The sequence below is a fragment of the Paenibacillus wenxiniae genome (assembly GCF_039822605.1).
Taxonomy (GTDB): domain Bacteria; phylum Bacillota; class Bacilli; order Paenibacillales; family Paenibacillaceae; genus Saccharibacillus; species Saccharibacillus wenxiniae.
This window is the reverse complement of sequence record NZ_JBCGUH010000007.1, coordinates 1-19,218: the sequence shown is the minus strand read 5'-3', so window position 1 is coordinate 19,218 and position 19,218 is coordinate 1. Positions and strand designations below refer to the sequence as shown.

The following is a 19,218-nucleotide window of genomic DNA, read 5'->3' as shown; positions in this document are numbered from 1 at the left end:
CGATGAAACCGAATCAATTCGATACAAGCTTCTCGCTAGAAGGCAAAACAGCGATCATTACCGGTGCTGCATCCGGTATCGGACGAGCCGTCGCCCATTTATTTGTGGAAAAAGGAGCATCTGTTGCGCTACTTGATCTGAATTTAGAACAGGCACAGCAGGTCGCGAGCGGTCTGGAACGTGTAGCGGCATTTGCAGTAGATGTAGGCGATCGGGCTTCGGTGGAACAAGCGGTGACTGCGGCCAAAACACATTTTGGAGGACTGGATATTCTTGTGAATAGCGCGGGAATCGGGCCAGTGGAGTGGGCGGAGCATTATCCAGAGGAAGACTGGCATCGGACGATGCGTGTTAATCTAAACGGTACTTTTTTCATGTCACAACAGGTTGGACGTGAGTTCATTGCGGCTGAACGTGGTGGGAAAATCATTAGTCTGGCTTCACAAGCAGGTATAGTCGCGATTGATCGTCATGTTGCGTATAGTGCCAGTAAAGCAGCCGTTATTTCCATTACCAAATCACTCGCCTATGAATGGGGCAAATACGGGATTCAAGTCAATGCAATTTCTCCGACAGCGACGTATACGCCATTGATCGAAGGCTACTGGGAAGGGGATATTAAGGAGGAAGCGATCCGCAATACGCCTGCCGGACGCTTTGCCGAGCCAGGTGAAATTGCAGCAGCAGCATTATTTTTAGCAAGCCAGGCGTCGAATATGGTCACAGGCGCGAATCTGGTCGTTGATGGTGGTTATACGATTCATTGAGTGTATGAAGTTTATAGTGTACAGTTTATTGGGATGTGAGTTGATTCTATTCTCCATTACTAGATTACTAGCGTATCAGCTCAGGAGTGGATTAAATCGTTTGAGTATTAAAAGGCCAAATCATAAGTTCATGTTATACGTGTAAGTAGCACTTCACTACGACAAAGAAATAAGGGAAAAGAACGATCTCTAGTGTTAGCGCTCTTCTAACACGAGGTACAACGAAAAGGGATTTTTGCGAAGGCAAAATAGGTTACTGCTTCTAGTGTTAGCGCTCTTCTAACACGAGGTACAATGAAAAGGGATTTTTGCGAAGGCAAAATAGGTTACTGCTTCTAGTGTTAGTGCTCTTCTAACACGAGGTACAACGAAAAGGGATTTTCACAAAGCCCAATACCTTCCAACCGTTGAGCACAGGAATCTACAATGTATTCTTACTTCATAGATGCCTTTTCCAGACCAGAGCGGGTTCCTTCATTTCTTGCCTGGGTAGTATCTGCACTAGCAACAATAGTTTACGTCTATGTCCTAACAGAAGATAAACAATAAAATACAAACATCAGCGTCTGCCTTCAAGGTAGACGCTGTATTCATATTTATCTGCAACCAGCTTCGTAACACTGTATTCGAACGGTCCTTGTTCAGTAGAAGTGAGTCGTTTGCTACATAACAGCGGAGCGCCAAGTGGGACCTGTAAAATTTGCGATTCGGTAAAATCAGCGGCAACTGCCGATAGTCGTTCCCATGCATGGAGTAGAATCAGATGATACGTTTGCTCTAAAAACGAGTATAGGCTAGTAAATGTATTACTATACTGCTCCAGTCCCGGCACTTTACTAGCGCGCAAATAATTGTTCATGAGCGCAATCGGCTGTCCATCTGCATATTGTACCCGTTGCACAAGATACACCTGTTGCCCGGCAGGCAATTGCAGTTCAAGCGCAATCGGTTCTGGTGGTGTAATTAATTGAATCGACATGCCGCGAGTTTGTACATCGTAACCTTTGGCGATGAGTGTTTCGGTAATGGAGCTGAGATGGTTAAGGCGCTGCGTGGTGGAAGTATCCAGCACTTCCGTGCCTTTTCCTTGCGTTTTGCGGACAACGCCTTCGCTGTGCAATTGTTCAATCGCTTTACGAATCGTGGTACGGCTAACATGGAAGCGTTGCTCCAGCTCGGATTCGGTGGGCAACAAGGTGCCGGCAGGATAGACACCTTCCTTAACGTCCTGTTTAAGTAAACGGTATACTTTGCGATAGGCGGGAATATTGTTCATGAATTGGACTCCTTTGACAATCGATCAGCAGATCAGGCGTGCGGATAAAGCAATGTGAAAGTAAATTAACGAAGAGCCAGTAAACATTTCGATTCCAAATAGCATATCAACTCGGATTCATCTAATGCGGTTCAACTTTCAGCAAAAATCGGTCTGAAAAGTAAATGGAAAAGAAATTACACCGGTTTAATTGGATCGCAGATGCTCTTTAAGTAGATCGAAGACGCTCTTATAGAATTAGATTACTTTCTATACATCCATGACATCTATGCACACAGCTATACATCATGACATCTTTTTGCTTTTACGCATGTGCCTCTATAAGCTGATCTTGCCATAAAAAGTCCTTTTGTTCAAGAAAGATCATGATCTTTGAATGGATCGACGTTACATACTCCAATATGACAGGTGATGCAACCCTTTCTGTTATTATGAATTTTAAAATAATCGTCAAAGTAAGCCTTAAAATAAGCTGTAAAGCGATAGCAAAGTCGTAGTCGTAGTCATAGTCATAGTCATAGTCATAGTCATAACAATTGGCGGTAAATGAATAACAAACTAAACAGAAATGAAGCAGAAAACCAAAAACTAAGCAGAAAATTTAAAATCAAACCAAAACCACACTCCAGCTATATACGAGCAATAGAGCAACTAAGTTAAAACGCTTTAACTTTTATAAGAAAATAGTTTTTACATCGTTTACGATTACATACGAATGCACAATACGAATACATGATAGAACGTCCATAGCTTGCCTGTTCGGTGCAACGCTCCGGCTACCATGATTCTGTAAAATTCAATCGCTGGCGAGATTGCTGCATCACTTGTTTAAAAGAAGCCATTTATATCCATTATGTCTTGCCGCAGTAGTGTCTGCTCCAGCACAAACAGTTTGCGTAGACACTCGATCACCATTTCAATGTCACAACCGATTTAGCAGGAACAGTGTAATTCACCGACTGATTATTCCAATTCACTTTAACAGTACGCGCATTGTTTTGTGAGTTATACAGCACAACCGCTTTGGAACCATCCGTGTTTTTGAACGCTACACTTTGCAGATCGCCAAATGTAGTAGAGTCGATGCGGTAAGCGCCCGGACTAACAAATTTGCTAAAATGACCAAGCAGATAATATTGCTTTGTATAGGTGACATTGTCCTCTGGATTGCTGGAGCTGTTATCTGAATTTTGGATGGTGACCATGCCTTTATTTGTATTATTATCACCGATCACACTTGGACCATCCTTTTGATCCAATGCAGCGTTCCACAAAATAATCGATTTGGACCAGTTACGCGTCATACCGATAAATTCATTGATCATATTGTCAAAGCCCTGTGTCGTCCCGTTCACCGGATCGTTCCAATCGCCAAAGCCACCTTCAGTAAACCAGATATCTTTATCTGGATGTGCATTATGCATAGTTGTCATCGCTGTAAAATCACCACCATAATGATGGAAGGCACTGCCAGCGATGTACTGAGATTTGCCGTTGTCTTTTAACCCTTGCACAACGGTGCGTGGGAACGTCCAATTGTCATAGTTATGATCATACGCAATCACTTTCGTATTCAAGCCTGCGGCGCGGAGTGCAGGCCCAAGATAATCGCCGATCATACCGATTTGATCCTGCTCATTCATCAGCATACCCGGATAACGACCTGGCTCGAACAGCGGTTCATTTTGCGGAGTTACGGCATAGATTGGAATGCCCTGCGCCTGATATGCTTGAATAAATTTAACAAAGTAATTAGCATATACCGGATAGTTCTCCGCCTTGAGTTTGCCGGTTCCATTTTTGTCGTTCGTTGTGTATTTCATCCATGCTGGCGCGCTCCACGGGGAAGCGATAATTTTGATAGCAGCATTTTTCGCCAGTGCAGCTTTGACGATCGGGATGATGTACGGTTGGTCACGGGAGACGCTAAACTGATTCAGCGCGGTATCTCCATTCACATCATCATAAGTATACGTACTCCAGGCAAAATCGCTCGCGCCCATCGGCTGGCGCAGCATACTCATTGAGATGCCGGAGCCACTAAACAGATTGCTCATCACTTCGTTACGCTTCGTACTGCTGAGCTTGTACTGGAGCAGCCAGGCGGAAGCATCGGTGAGTGAGACACCGAATCCGTCCATTTGCTGGTATGTCGCGCCTTCATTAACGTTAACAGTATAATCCGCATTACCGGTCGTGCTGCTAAAGGTCAGATCGTTTTGCCGGGTTAAACGTCGATCCGTGCGAAGTCCTACTTTCGGCTCGGTATTCGGATCAGCGGTTGTCAGCCACACCTGTGCTTTTTCATTGGCAGCATACGCAGATGAGGGTGCGACAGAGATCAGCGGTGTGATCACCAGACTACTTAACAAAACAACATGAAGACTCTTTTTGAATATCGACATCACATACACCTCGGTTTACAGTTGTAAGCGTTTCACCGAACATCGACCATGTTATCAGGAGAGAATAGGATTTACAACCTAATTTTTACATAATTATCCTGTATTAGATCGTGTATGTTATAGGAGGGAGCGATATAAACGTTATGAATACAATCGAGGGTAGTAAAATAGATTAGATTTATGTGCATATTGCTCGAATGGGGATACAAACTTATACACGTGCAAGCTCATATACGTGCAAGGAACGTGCAAGGAACGTGCAAGGAACACAGATTAGAGTCCGTCTTCATCTTCCTTCCTGCGATGGTATCTGCTCTAACAAAAAAGTTTGTATACACATTAGTTGATCTGGAATAGTTCGTTATTTTTATATAGGTGAAATCAAGTATAGCATCAGCGTATCATCTATCGATGTAAAGCCACCATTTTACGATATGATCTGAATTGTAGTCGTATGTTATAACGGAAGCTAGATTAGACGGAATAAACTTCACATGTCTGATCGCGCTTTCCCATTTTTAAATTATGCGCTAAAATGATTGAAACTGGTTTCAATCACAACAGCGTTTACTAACAACATTGGAGTGTGACGTATGGTTAATATTATTGATGTAGCCCGTCAAGCAGGGGTGTCCAAAACGACCGTATCACGTGTCATTAATAATTATCCCCATATTTCACCGGATAAACGGCGTCAGGTGATGGAGGCGATGGAGCAGCTTGGATTCGTTCCCAATCCTTCGGCACGCAAGCTGCGTGGGCAAGTCACGACGACGATTGCGGTTATTGTGCCGAAAATTGTCAATCCCTTTTTTGCTTATCTCGTGGATGCGATTGAGCAAGAAGGGTATCGTCAAGGTTATCAAACATTGATTTGTCAGACGAATGAGCATAAGTCTAAAGAAATCGCCTATTTGGATTTACTAAAAAACAAGCAGGCAGACGGTATCATTATGGCAGCGATTGAAAATGATTGGGCGGATATTGAGCCGTATACTGCGTTTGGTCCGATTGTGTTATGCAATGAATATGTGAATCAAAATGATGTGCCTACCATTCGTGTAGATCAGCATGAAGGTACGTATACGGCCATTCGTCATCTGATTGAGCGGGGCCATCGTAAAATCATGTATTGCACAGGTGGATTATTTACCGACTTTGGTAAAGACAAAGATCGTAACCAGGCATACCAGCGTGCATTGGAAGAAGCAGGAATCGCGATCAACCCGAACTGGATTCTGGTTGACCGTCATACGATTGAGGATGGCAAAAAGGTGACGGAGCTTATTCTGGACATGAGTGATCGCCCAACAGCTGTATTCACAGGCAGTGATGAAATTGCCAGCGGGCTTATGATGGCAGCACGTAAGGCAGGATTACACATTCCGAATGATCTGGCCATCATTGGTTTTGATGATCAACCGATTGCAGAAGTGCTCAGTCCATCCTTAACGACGATTCGTCAACCGATTGCACGGATGGGAAAACAGGCGGTGGATATGCTTGTTCAGCTGATGGATCAACAACCGTTATCAACTTCACTATCCAAGCTTCCTGTAGAACTGGTCATACGCGAGTCTACCTGAGTGTCTACGGGAGGGCTTTGTTCGTTTATTTTTGGTAACGTTCCCAAGAAGGTGGAAAATAAAAAATAGTGTAGCCACGTTTATTTTACACGTTGTATAAGAGGTATATGTATGTTGTTAAGCGAATAATATTCTTTTATCTAAATCCAAACTAAATCCGAAATTAAAAAAATATAAAAATATTATTGAAACCGTTCCCAATCGATGATATATTGAATTCACCAAGCTAATCCATCTGCTATACAGAAAAGTATTCGCAGTTGTTAAATTGGAGCATTTCTTCAAACGGGTGATCCATATTTCAGATCAATTAGAGGTAAGTTCTACGGTAAGGGTGAACAGTAAAGGAAACTAATCTGTGTTGAAAGCGTTTTACATTGTGGAGTATTGTTGTGTTTTTTATTGGTATCGTTCCCAATGAATGATCAACGTTTGGAAGGGTATCATTTTGGGGCAAGGTTAGAGTCATATACTAGCTAGGTGTACGCAAACTTGTATAGGTGTAAGCAGGACGAAAATCTACAATAACCTCCTAAGTCGTAGATCATGTGCGATACCGGATTCGTTCCCGTATTCCTTCCTGGAGTGGTTGATGTCTCAGTAAAATCGTTTGCATGCACATCCTAGTTCTGTGACTCTATTAAATTTGAACTCTGCTTGTGGGCTGGCATGGTGATCTTTCAGGACTTGAAGCAAATGTAAAGTTAACATTAATCTCAGCCAAGTTATTCGTTGATTTTGATATTTAAATCTTCAAACAACGTATTGTAGAACTTTTTATTTTGATGAAAATTAACTTTTAAGTAAGTAGGCACTATGTCTATCTATCGCTTACCCTTACTACTAGCTACTAGCTAAGCTCCATCCATACTCAATTAGCGTTTTATATGCATGTCGGGGGTTTTAACTTCCTACTAAATTAAGTTCCCTTTATCCTTCATATTGTGATTGGACTTTACTTGATTCAGTTTCATTTCATTCTACTTCACTCAGCTTTAAGTCGTTTCACTTATCTATGCGCATCCATCGCAACATCGATATAGATGCTAACAAAGTGCACATCTTTATAATGGAGGGGTTTCTGTGAAAAAGACCTGGAAAAAAACGCTGCTATGGACAATGACGGGCGTGCTTGGATTTACGCTGGCTGGTTGTGGTAATGCTAGTTCTCAAACGAATGATGCCGCAACAACGGCGGATGGCAAAGTGAATATTGTAATTACAAATGGTAAAGGTGAGATTGCGACACAATGGGCGCAGGCAGCCAAAGACTTTATGGCCGAAAATCCTAATATTCAAGTAGAAGCGCTCTCCGGTGCAGTAGGCGATACGGTCAACCTGCTCGACAAGCTAACCGCTTCTGGCAAAACGGTGACGATGGCGATGATGTCACCGGATTCAATCACGAATAAATATAAAGATTTTGGCATCGATCTGTCGCAAGAAAAATGGAACAGCGAAACACAATACGGTGTGAAAGATGCAAACGGCAAAATTGCCGGCTTCCCCTTCTCGATCGAAGGCTTCGGACTGGTATATAACAAAAATGTAGTCGAGAAAGCGGTAGGCGGCTCATTTGATCCATTTTCAATCAATACACGCGACAAGCTGAAAGAACTGCTCGACAAAATTAAAGCTTCCGGCGTCACGTATCCAGTTGCTTACCAAACGGAAAACTGGTCGGTTGCCAATCACTATAGTACACAATTTCTCAATCAAGCGGCTGACCCGAATACGATTCTCGATCAGCTCAAAGCAGGCACATTCAATCTGGCGAGTAATCCGGTTTGGAACGGATACTACGATACACTCGATCTGCTAACTTCGCCAGAATATAACAAATACGGTGAGCGTCCACTTGGCAAATATTATGATGATGCACATGTGAGCGTAGGTAAAGGTGAGTCGGCGATTCTGTTCAATGGTAACTGGGCGTATGATTCGCTGAAAGCGGTATCCGGTGAATCGTTTGGCTTTATGCCTGTGCCTGTCGACAATGCCCCATCCAACCCGCTGAACAACAAAATTGCTGTTGGCCCAACGAATATTCTCGTCATTAACAAAAATGCAACACCAGAACAGCAAGCAGCAGCGAAGAAATTCCTCGACTGGATCGTGTATAACAAAAAAGGTCAGGACTTCCTGGTGAACCAGGCGCAGGTCATCTCTGCCTTCAAAAACAATCCGTACAAAGTGAGCAATCCACTTGGTGCAGCAATTACCGATGCGATCCAAGCCAACAAAACGATGCCATTTAGTTCCAACTATGTGAAGGTGGAAGATTGGGGCAATATTCTGGCACCGGATATCCAGAAATATATTGCGAAAAAGGAAACCCGTGCTGAACTTGCACAGGCGATTGAGACCTACTACAAAAACCAGAAGTAAGTGTCGTTATCCAATCCGGATGTGTAACGATAAATAAATGTGTATGTGATGGTATTTCAGTTATCGATGATACGAGCAAGCTACTATCGTCGTTATATACGATGATGGTAGCACTTCTTTTACGAGACGATCGGGTTCTGTTGCATGACGATCGAGTTCTCTTGCATGACAATAGTGTGTCGCCTATCGATTAAGCGCTGCTATATCCTGCTCGTTAAACAATGGATGAAGTAGAGATATAGATCAATGTAGCAGTAGAAGTCCCATTATTAAGCTAAACACACCAAAGGGTCAGGGCACAGCACGCTAAGCGGATCTTCTGCTACATCATCACCATCGCTTCGCTTTTCCAAACATCATTCCATGAAGCGTAGAAGCTAATATAGGATCATAACAGGCAAACAAGCTGATCGATGTGCCCTGACTTTATAATGCCGCCATCCCAATGATCGCTTCTCCCTGGCGTGCGCCAGCATGAATCAAATACACAACGAACGACAACAATGGTGCTTTAGGATCAAGTCAGCAAGATGATGGTGCTAGTAAAGAAGCGCAGGCTATTTACCCTGCATGTACATCCTATTCCAAACCGTTTACAGACAGGTGGTATGTAGAATGATGTTTGATAAAAATCCAGTCCGGCGCTGGTTGTTGCAACTGTTTTTCACCGGCCCGACGATTTTCTTTTTTGCACTGGCGGTGCTTGTCCCGTTTGCTTATGGGCTGTATATGACGTTTAATACGGTATCGTCTCCGATTGATCCGTTGCAATTTACCGGATTGAGCAATTACCGCGAAGCATTTCAAGATCAGCGTTTCTGGGATGCGTTATGGCTGACGGTTAAGTTTGTGCTGGCGACGGTCATTTTGATTAATATACTTGGATTTTTGCTCGCTTTCCTCGTTACGTCCGGTGTACGGTTGCAAAACTTTTTCCGCACAGCATTGTTTACGCCGAATTTGATCGGTGGACTCGTGCTCGGTTATATCTGGCAATTTATTTTCGTCCAGACGTTACCGGCGTTAGGGGAGAAGTTTGGCATCGAATCATTGCGGCTTGGCTGGCTGGGCGATGAGACGCTGGCGTTCTGGGCAATTGTGATCGTGTCGATCTGGCAGTCTGCCGGATATATGATGATCATTTTCGTAGCAGGGTTGATCAATGTACCAAAGGATGTACTGGAGGCGGCAACGATTGATGGTGCGAACGGCTGGCAGCGTCTGCGTGCAGTCACACTTCCATTGATGGTGCCTTCATTTGTCGTGACAGTATTCCTGACCCTTAAAAATGCGTTTATGGTCTACGATCTGAACTACTCCCTCACCGCCGGCGGCCCGTATGGCAGTACAACGATGGTATCGATGCAGGTCGTGCAAAAAGCATTTAACGAAAACAATTACGGCGTGGGGCAGGCTGAAGCGTTTGTATTGTTTGTTATCGTAGCGGTCATTACTGGATTGCAGGTGTATTTTAGCAAAAGACTTGAGGTGTCGGCATAATGATGATAAACAAAAAAATAACGTTGCCACTCATTTATGCGTTGCTAATTATTTTCTTCATTCTGTTTGTATTTCCATTCGTGCTGATCATTATCAATTCGTTCAAAAGTAACGGCGAAATTTTGGAAAGTCCATTTGCATTGCCAACAAGTCTCAGTCTGGCACATTTTGCCGAAGTGATTGAGAAAATGAATTTCTTCTCGTCGTTTAGCAATACGGTCATGGTAACGGTATTTTCGGTGATCTTTATCGGGCTGCTGGCAGCAATGACGGCGTATTATATGGTACGGCGCGGTGGACGGTTTAACAATGGACTGTTTGCGCTTATGGTCGCTTCGATGATCATTCCATTTCAATCGATTATGATTCCACTCATTTATATTTATGGGGCGAAACTGCACTGGATCGATATTTCACCGCTTGGATTTTTGATCGTGCTGTATATCGGATTTGGTAGTGCGCTGTCGGTATTTATGTATCACGGCTTTGTAAAATCGATTCCGTATGAGCTGGAAGAAGCTTCGTTGCTGGATGGCTGTACACGCCCGCAAACTTTTTTCAAAATTGTACTGCCGATGTTGTCGCCGATCTCGGTAACGATTGCGATTCTTAACGTGCTCTGGATCTGGAATGACTATTTGCTGCCATCTCTAGTATTGACAGATGAGCGTTATTTTACGATGCCGATCAAAATGAAGGCGTTCAACGGAACGTATATGAACAACTGGGAGCTACTCATTCCGGCATTGCTGCTAACGATCCTGCCGATTCTGATCGCGTACCTGTTCGGTCAACGGTATATTATTCGCGGTGTGAGTCAGGGCGCGATTAAGTGATGTAGAGTGCGGAGATACACACACACGTGCGATTAAATAATGTAGAGCGCAATAAACAACCAAAATAGCTGGGAACACTGTAATGGGATGAGATTGCTATCGTATGACATCATCTGCAATTTCAGCCTAATCAGCGAAAGTCGTAATAACGACCTGATTGATACGATCGTGTTGAATATCGTCTGTACGGTTGCATTATGTAGAGAAACCTTATATACAGATAGGAGCCAAAAAATTATGAATAAACAGGTACAGCCGAATACCCTGTCACAACAAGCAACAACAGTACAATCTGCTATTCAAACTGGAACCGATTCCCACGCTTCTCGTTTCAATACCCGTCCAGGCTGGTGGAAAGAAAGCGTCGTCTACCAGATTTATCCGCGTAGTTTCCAGGATACGAACGGAGACGGAATCGGTGATCTACGCGGCATTATTCAGCGTCTCGATTACATTCATGCGCTCGGCGCCGATGTGATCTGGATCTGTCCGGTGTATGATTCGCCCAATGATGATAACGGCTACGATATCCGCGACTATTACCGCATTCATGAAGAATTTGGCACGATGGACGATATGCGCGAGCTAATCGATCGTGCGGCAGCGTATGGGATTCGGATCATTATGGATCTGGTGGCGAACCATACATCAGATGAGCATGCCTGGTTTGTGGAATCGCGTAGCTCGCTTCATAATGACAAACGGGACTGGTACATCTGGCGACCAGGCGAAAATGGGCAGCCACCGAACAACTGGACTTCTTTTTTTGGCGGTTCGGCATGGCAGTATGATGAGACGACCGGTGAATACTATCTGCACTGTTTCTCACGTAAGCAACCGGATTTGAACTGGGAAAATCGAGATGTGCGTCATGCACTGTATGAGATGATGAAATGGTGGCTGGATCTGGGCATTGCCGGATTCCGTGTTGATGCGATCACCGTTATTAAAAAAGATCAGTCATTGTTGTCTGCATCATATGATGCCAATCAGGGAGCGGTTCCAGTCGCTTCCGTCTGTCTAAATCGTCCGGGCATTACCGATTTCCTGCAAGAGATGAAACGAGAAGCGTTGTTGCCTCATAATGCACTGACTGTCGCAGAAGCGCCAGGTGTGCCGGTTGCCGATATGGAGCATTATGTGGATGAGGAACATGGCGCATTTAATATGATTTTCCAGTTTGATCATGTCGATCTGGATTGGTCGATGTATGAGCGTGCAACGTACAAGCCGTGGAAACTAAGTCGTTTCAAGCAGGCACTATCCAGCTGGCAACATGCTACCGCCGAACGTAGCTGGATGGCACTGTATATGGAAAATCACGATCATGTACGCTCGGTGTCCAAATTTGCCAATGATAGGACTTATCGCGAGCGTTCCGCTAAAATGCTAGCGGCGTATTATTTCTTGATGCGCGGTACGCCGTTCATTTATCAGGGACAGGAATTGGGCATGACGAATCATTATTTTACATCCATCACAGATTATCGCGATCTGGATAGTATTAATCTGTATAATGAGCAAATCGAACTCGGGCGCTCCCAGCAGGAATTGCTGGATTACCTGTACAAACGTAGCCGTGATCAGGGACGCATGCCGATGCAGTGGGATACTACTGCCCATGCAGGCTTTACGAGCGGACAGCCGTGGCTACAGACCAATCCAAATTATACGGAGATCAATGTGGCAGCCCAGTTAGAGGACGAACAGTCGGTGCTGCACTTCTATCGCCAGTTGGCGAGTTTGCGTAAACAGCATCCGGCGCTCATTTATGGAGATTATACGGCAATTCATACTGATTCTGAACAAATTGGTGCTTATACGCGCATATACAAGCAGGAATTTTGGACCGTCTGGTGTAATTTTACAGAGAGCACCATTTCGTTGCCGGAGATGATCGGCTGCGAACGGATGCTTGGCAATATGGATGATCATGAAAGCGGTACACTTCGTCCATTTGAAGCTGTAATCTATCGTACATTTCAAGCCAATTGACCGTACTTTGCAATGAGTGTGTAGTACCAAGACGATGAAAAAGGGGAATCCGTACATGTCGATGTCTATTCAAAACAAGGCAATGCTCATTACGTATGCCGATAGCCTGGGCAGTCATATGGGCGAACTGGCAGATATTCTGGATCAGCATCTGGAAGGTGTGATCAGCGGTGTGCATTTGCTGCCGTTCTATCCGTCTTCCGGCGATCGTGGCTTTGCACCGATGGATTATACGAAGGTCGACCCAGAGCTGGGAAGCTGGGAAGACGTTCGTCGGATTAGCCATAAATTTTACATGATGTACGATTTCATGATTAATCATATTTCACAGCAATCAGCGTATTTTCAGGACTTTTTGGAAAAGAAAGACGAATCTCAATACGCAGACCTGTTTATTCGTTACAAAGACTTCTGGCCAGATGGCGAGCCAACCGATGCCGACGTGGATCTGATCTACAAACGTAAGCCACGCGCTCCATATGTCGAGGTGACATTCAAAGACGGCACACAGGAAAAAGTATGGTGTACGTTCGACGAGCAGCAGATCGATCTGGATGTAACGACCGAGACGACACGCCGCTTCATTCGGGATAATCTGAATTTTCTTGCCGAGCAGGGCGCATCGGTCATTCGTCTGGATGCATTCGCCTATGCGAACAAAAAAATCGGTACGAACTGCTTTTTCGTCGAACCGGATATTTGGGACATGCTCCAATACGCTGCCGATCTGACCGAAGCGCATGGCGTTGAAGTGCTGCCGGAAATTCACGAGCATTACAGCATCCAGCTCAAAATCGCTGAACAGGGCTATTATGTGTATGATTTTGCCCTGCCGATGCTCGTCCTGCATGCACTGTACAGTGGACAGACGAATCGTCTCGCCCACTGGCTCAATATTTGCCCACGTAAGCAGTTTACTACGCTGGATACGCATGACGGTATCGGTGTCGTCGATGTGAAAGACTTAATGACCGACGAAGAAGCAGAGATGACCCGTGAAAGTCTGTACAGCAAAGGCGCCAATGTGAAAAAAATCTACAGCAGCGAAGCGTACAACAACCTGGACATTTACCAGATCAATTGCACGTATTATTCCGCACTCGGTAACAATGATCAGGCTTACTTACTCGCACGTGCGATTCAATGTTTTGCACCGGGCATTCCGCAAATTTACTATGTCGGTCTGCTGGCGGGTGAGAACGATATCGACCTGCTGGAGAGTACGAAGGAAGGACGGAACATTAACCGTCACTACTACAGCAAGGAAGAAGTCGCACAGGAAGTACAGCGTCCGGTTGTACAGAAGTTGTTTGATCTGCTGCGTTTCCGTAATACGAGCACAGCGTTTGACGGAGAGATTGCCGTAGAGGAAGCTGGCGATAACAGGCTGCATATTACGTGGACGAATGGTAATACAGTCGCTCGTCTGGAAGCGGATTTGAAGACGCATGCGTTTACGATTAGTGAGAATCAGGATGGTGCAGGGTGGAATGAGGTTTTTTAAAGGAGTATGAGTGATAAGTAGTAAAAGTAAGCTTATTGGCGAGATCAGCTTCTGAAATACAATAGTAGTGGAATACGACCGTGTTGGTGAAATACAACAGTAGTAAAATGAAAACAGTGTAAGCGCTGGATATTGCACACAACAGGAAAGGAGCGCGGAATTGCGCTCCTTTTTTTGTAGACAGAGTAGAATTAGCGTACAATCAGTTGGGTATGGGTATGGGTATGGGTATGGGTATGGGTATGGGTATGGGTATGGGTATGGGTATGGGTATGGGTATGGGTATGGGTATGGGTATGGGTATGGGTATGCTGGGAACGTCCATTTATAGGTGAGATCGTACCTGATTTAGATGATAAATCCCTTGTTGTTACAGGCATTGTAAAGGCTTAGCTTATAATGGGTAAATATAAATAAGAAAATTACTTTACAAGTCACCAAATTCGTTATATGATATATTGGTGTTCGGCAATCACAGTAGCTATCATCGAATGCAAGCATACATAGTATAGCATGGTAACTAAGGCAACATCTGTGACAGCATCACATTTTAGATCATGCCGGGGTGGCGGAATTGGCAGACGCACAGGACTTAAAATCCTGCGGTAGGTGACTACCGTACGGGTTCGACCCCCGTCCTCGGCATATAGGTTAACATGGAAAAACCCTTGTATTCACAAGGGTTTTTTTGTTTTTACTAAACATTTTAGTAGTGTATTCAGTCTATAATAAAAGAACTTTTAAAAAACCAGTTATATTTTGCGATAACTAAAACCAGCTTTTTTTACATTGGTATCAAAATAACTACCATGCGAAGCAGCAGCCATCAACCCATTGTAGATTGACTCAGGTACATTACTATAAGCATAAGCGCCACTATTATGGAATCGTACATACAATGTAGATGTAGTTGCGTCATAGCCTACTTCACTAAGGTTTGATGAAGATACAGACTTCCAATTCATATATTCCCTCCTTTCTTTGTTAAATTAATTATTTCGTTACCACAAAAAGAAAAACCTTCTATGTTACATATTTAATAGAAAATTATTCAGAATATATAACACCGTTAGATATTCACAAAAGTTTCTAGTGAGTTTATTAAAGTGATTAATAGGATTACATAAAAATTAGTTTAGCTTTACCTAAAAAATAAGGGGTAACAACCTATAATCTATAAATTGTAAGCGCCTCCAATAATGGTACGATAAAGACACCAGACTATACCACAGGAGGACGATCATGCAAAAGCAAACCAACTCTCCCTCAGATACCGTGTCTAATCCATCTCCATCTCAAACCGTTCACACTCAACGTGACCTACAACGCTACGAGACGGGCTATGATGCCTGGCTTTCCTACATACCGCTACAAACCTTCCCAGCTACGATAGACGCAGAAGCATGGGCAACTTGTTGTCGTCATCTCCATCTAGCCGCCGAGCAGCAACATCCAATTATACAGACCGCTGCACAGGAACTTGCACGCGGGATCAGTTCTATGCTCGGTCAAAGTGTCCAATATACCAACAGCGAGACAGACGACGCACATTCCCCATCCTATGCACAGGATACAGGCATCTGGCTTATTCCCTTACATACAATCGTTACACCAGCCGCCACGCCCAACACCTATGATCTTCCAGAGTGGCTCATTACGATGTATCCACAGGCATATGACGATGTACAGCAATGTATGGCACAGGGTGAAGAAGGCTATATACTGCGTGCATTACCAGCTGGCAATGGCGATACTACCAACAGTTATATTGCCAGTAATAGTGCTACTCCTGCTACATCCACATCGCATAGTAGCAGTACCAGCAATATAAACAGTAATAGCAACAGTAATCGTAACAGCAACGCTAGTGAATCGAGTTCTATCAGTAGTCCCATTGAACCAAACTCTACCAGCAACACAACCAGTCATGTAGCACGACTAATCATTCTCGCGCCTTCTCCAGCTGGCCTACTTTACGGCGCATTCCATCTACTGCGTCATCTCGGCACTGGACAGCCGCTCGATCAACTCACAGCGATCAGCCGTCCAGCCAATCGTCTGCGCATGATCGATCACTGGGATAATGCGGATGGAAGCATTGAGCGCGGCTATGCTGGACAATCTTTTTTATATGAAAATAATGCGTTTACCCGTGACTGGGATAGACTGCATGACTATGCCCGTCTGCTCGCTTCGGCTGGCTTTAATGCATTATCGATCAACAACGTCAATGTACATGCTACCGAGACGCTATTCATTACCGACGCTTTTTTGCCCGATGTGGCTGAGGTAGCGAATATATTACGCAAATATGCGATTCGTTTGTATGTAAGTGTCAATTTTGCTGCTCCGATCGAGGCAGGTGGACTGTCGACAGCCGATCCGCTGGATGAAGCGGTGCGGCGCTGGTGGCAGGAGGCAGTGGCGGATGTGTATCGTTATGTGCCTGATTTTGGCGGCTTCGTGGTAAAAGCGGATTCGGAAAATCGTCCGGGACCGTTTACGTACGGACGCGATCATGCGGATGGGGCGAATATGCTGGCAGTTGCATTGGAGCCGTATGGCGGAGGGGTGATCTGGCGCTGTTTTGTGTATAACTGCAAGCAGGATTGGCGCGATCGGACGACGGATCGAGCGCGTGCGGCGTATGATCATTTTCAGCCATTGGATGGCAAGTTTGCCCACAATGTGATGCTACAAATTAAAAATGGGCCGCTTGATTTTCAGGTGCGTGAGCCGGTTTCGCCATTATTTGGGGCGATGAAGCAGACACATCAATTACTGGAGTTTCAGATCACGCAGGAATATACCGGACAACAGCGTCATCTATGCTATTTGGTGCCACAATGGAAAGAAATTCTCGATTTTGATACGGCGGTTGGTGATCGCTTTGCTCCGGTAAAACAGATTGCTAACGGTTCGATCTGGCAACGTGAATGGAATGGCATCGCGGCGGTAGGCAATACCGGTATAGATGGAAACTGGACGGGGCATCTACTGGCACAGGCGAACTGGTACGGGTTAGGACGACTCGCCTGGGAACCGGATCTGAGTGCAGAAGAAATTGCGCGTGAGTGGGCGACACTCGTGTTTGGACAGGACGCACAGGTGGTGGACATGATTATCTCCATGCTAATGGATTCTTTGCCCATTTATGAAAACTATACCTCGCCACTTGGCGTCGGCTGGATGGTCAATCCGAATCACCATTACGGCCCTAATGTCGATGGTTACGAATATTCGCCGTGGGGCACATACCATTATGCGGATCATGCCGGAATTGGTGTGGATCGCACGATCGCGACAGGAACAGGGTATACCGCTCAATATGAGCCGGTCAATCGAGATCGTTATGACTCGCTGGAAAGCTGCCCGGATGAGTTGCTGCTCTTTTTCCATCATGTGCCGTATACGCATGTGCTGCATTCAGGGAAGACGGTCATTCAGCATATTTATGATACGCATTTTCAAGGAGCAGAGCAGGCGGCTCGTTTATGCCAGCGCTGGCAGACGCTTGAAGGACGAATGGCACCAGGTTTGCACACACAGGTGGCAGCGCGCTTAGCCGAACAAGCCGAGCATGCAAAGGAATGGCGCGATGTGATCAATAGTTATTTTCAGCGTAAAAGTGGAATTGCGGATGTGCATGGTCGTGTTATCTATTAATAATTCATAATGAAGGATAACCATTCATGAAAATGATTAAAGAGTAAGCACTAATTAGGACAGGAATCGTAAATTTGTACGTATCCGCTCCTATAATTTAGATGCTTACAATAAAGCACACCATAATGATGGGTATGAAAGCACATCTTCATGACTGAAATGCGCGTCATCATGTTTGAAAATAAAGCCACATAACAGCGATAGAAAGGAGAGCACTTCGATGCAAATCGATAAGTCGCGTTCCAAACCTATTTTACAAACAACCTATACTGTACAGCACATGATGGATACCCTTTTTCATACAGATCAAAAGGCGATGAACGAGCATAAGCAACAAGGTAGTGTAGTCGGTGGTGTTGATGGTTTGGAAACAGGCTCACCGCATACGATCGTCACAGGCATCGTTACGGCCTTTTCTGCCAGTCAGCGTGTTATTGAGCAAGCGGCGGCAATGGGCGCCAATTTGCTGGTCGTGCATGAAGGTTTATTTTACAGTCATCATGATCAGCGGGCGTTGTTGCACGATGATGCGGTGTATAAGCAAAAGCTTGCGCTAATCGAGCAAACGGGTATGCATATTATTCGTCTGCATGATGCTATTCATCATGAGCAACCGGATGGCATTATGGAAGGTTTGGTACGGCAATTAGGATGGCGTCAGCAGGTTGTAGAGGAGACCGCAATCTGGTCGATTGTAGAGCTGGAGCAGCCGCTACAACTGGACGATCTAGCACAAAATCTCAAGCAGAGTCTGGGCGTTTCGTATGTACGTTTGTCTGGTCGAGCGCAGCAAAACTGTCAGCGTATCGCTATACTGGTCGGCTATCGTGGTGGTGCAACTCATGGTCTGCCGTTGTTAGGTCGTGACGATGTGGATGTGCTGATCGCTGGCGAAGGCCCGGAATGGGAACTACCGGAATATATACGTGATTCGCTTCAACAGGGACGTGATAAAGGTCTGATTATGCTGGGCCATGCTGAAAGTGAACAGCCAGGAATGGAATGGCTGGCTAGTCGACTTGCTGCACAGTATGTAGGGTTATCGGTGTCTTATGTGGCAAATGAGCCTGTATTTCGCATCCTATGAGAGCGTAGCATCATGTGCGGTTACTGAAAACCACTACTTTTCCCGGGAAATAACGGATGAGTGGATTACAATTATAGCAAATATTGAAGCTAGTAGAGGTTTTAAAAGCTTTCAAAGCTCTAAAAGCTTTCAAAGCTCTAAAAGCTCTAAAAGCTCTAAAAGCTCTAAAAGCTCTAAAAGCTCTAAAAGCTCTAAAAGCTCTAAAAGC

Annotated in this window: 13 protein-coding genes and 1 tRNA gene; 10 read left to right on the top strand and 4 right to left on the bottom strand. The window is 44.8% G+C overall.

Annotation, left to right across the window (positions count from 1 at the left end):
- Positions 1 to 2: 2 nt before the first annotated feature.
- Positions 3 to 767 (top strand): GolD/DthD family dehydrogenase, encoded by a 765-nt coding sequence (locus AAHF22_RS13885; RefSeq protein ID WP_347325625.1) that lies wholly within the window; start codon positions 3 to 5, stop codon positions 765 to 767.
- A 559-nt stretch (positions 768 to 1,326) separates the two neighbouring features.
- Here AAHF22_RS13885 and AAHF22_RS13880 read toward each other — a convergent pair.
- Both AAHF22_RS13880 and AAHF22_RS13875 read right to left on the bottom strand, forming a co-directional pair.
- Positions 1,327 to 2,043: a GntR family transcriptional regulator gene (locus tag AAHF22_RS13880; protein ID WP_347325624.1), complete on the bottom strand. Its 717-nt coding sequence runs from the start codon at positions 2,041 to 2,043 to the stop codon at positions 1,327 to 1,329.
- A 908-nt stretch (positions 2,044 to 2,951) separates the two neighbouring features.
- Positions 2,952 to 4,448: a glycoside hydrolase family 30 protein gene (locus AAHF22_RS13875; RefSeq protein WP_347325623.1), complete on the bottom strand. Its 1,497-nt coding sequence runs from the start codon at positions 4,446 to 4,448 to the stop codon at positions 2,952 to 2,954.
- 593 nt (positions 4,449 to 5,041) lie between these two features.
- Here AAHF22_RS13875 and AAHF22_RS13870 point away from each other — a divergent pair.
- From AAHF22_RS13870 to AAHF22_RS13840, 7 genes are all read left to right on the top strand, one after another.
- Entirely contained in the window at positions 5,042 to 6,034 is a 993-nt protein-coding gene (locus AAHF22_RS13870; RefSeq protein ID WP_347325622.1) for a LacI family DNA-binding transcriptional regulator, read from the top strand.
- 1,083 nt (positions 6,035 to 7,117) lie between these two features.
- Entirely contained in the window at positions 7,118 to 8,422 is a 1,305-nt protein-coding gene (locus AAHF22_RS13865; protein WP_347325621.1) for an ABC transporter substrate-binding protein, read from the top strand.
- Between the two features lie 615 nt (positions 8,423 to 9,037).
- Positions 9,038 to 9,922 carry a carbohydrate ABC transporter permease gene (locus AAHF22_RS13860; RefSeq protein ID WP_347325620.1) on the top strand — a complete coding sequence of 295 codons (885 nt, stop codon included), beginning with the start codon at positions 9,038 to 9,040 and terminating at the stop codon, positions 9,920 to 9,922.
- Positions 9,923 to 9,924: 2 nt separating this feature from the next.
- On the top strand, positions 9,925 to 10,758 hold the full coding sequence (locus AAHF22_RS13855; RefSeq protein ID WP_371834070.1) for a carbohydrate ABC transporter permease: 834 nt from the start codon (positions 9,925 to 9,927) through the stop codon (positions 10,756 to 10,758).
- Positions 10,759 to 10,995: 237 nt separating this feature from the next.
- Positions 10,996 to 12,753: a glycoside hydrolase family 13 protein gene (locus AAHF22_RS13850; protein WP_347325618.1), complete on the top strand. Its 1,758-nt coding sequence runs from the start codon at positions 10,996 to 10,998 to the stop codon at positions 12,751 to 12,753.
- A gap of 61 nt (positions 12,754 to 12,814) precedes the next feature.
- The gene (gene gtfA, locus AAHF22_RS13845; RefSeq protein ID WP_347325853.1) at positions 12,815 to 14,257 is read left to right on the top strand and encodes a sucrose phosphorylase; all 1,443 of its coding nucleotides are present in this window, start codon (positions 12,815 to 12,817) and stop codon (positions 14,255 to 14,257) included.
- Between the two features lie 559 nt (positions 14,258 to 14,816).
- Positions 14,817 to 14,902 (top strand) — tRNA-Leu (locus AAHF22_RS13840).
- A 107-nt stretch (positions 14,903 to 15,009) separates the two neighbouring features.
- Here AAHF22_RS13840 and AAHF22_RS13835 read toward each other — a convergent pair.
- Complete coding sequence (locus tag AAHF22_RS13835; RefSeq protein ID WP_347325617.1) at positions 15,010 to 15,222, bottom strand: KTSC domain-containing protein; 213 nt, start codon at positions 15,220 to 15,222, stop codon at positions 15,010 to 15,012.
- A 277-nt stretch (positions 15,223 to 15,499) separates the two neighbouring features.
- Between AAHF22_RS13835 and AAHF22_RS13830 the strand changes: the two genes are divergently transcribed.
- Together AAHF22_RS13830 and AAHF22_RS13825 are read left to right on the top strand one after the other, a co-directional pair.
- Complete coding sequence (locus AAHF22_RS13830; protein ID WP_347325616.1) at positions 15,500 to 17,923, top strand: alpha-glucuronidase; 2,424 nt, start codon at positions 15,500 to 15,502, stop codon at positions 17,921 to 17,923.
- A 220-nt stretch (positions 17,924 to 18,143) separates the two neighbouring features.
- Complete coding sequence (locus AAHF22_RS13825) at positions 18,144 to 19,010, top strand: Nif3-like dinuclear metal center hexameric protein (protein ID WP_347325615.1); 867 nt, start codon at positions 18,144 to 18,146, stop codon at positions 19,008 to 19,010.
- Between the two features lie 10 nt (positions 19,011 to 19,020).
- On the opposite strand, the gene AAHF22_RS13820 is transcribed toward AAHF22_RS13825, so the two are convergent.
- Positions 19,021 to 19,218: hypothetical protein (locus AAHF22_RS13820; protein ID WP_347325614.1), on the bottom strand; the 198-nt coding region annotated here is incomplete at its 5' end.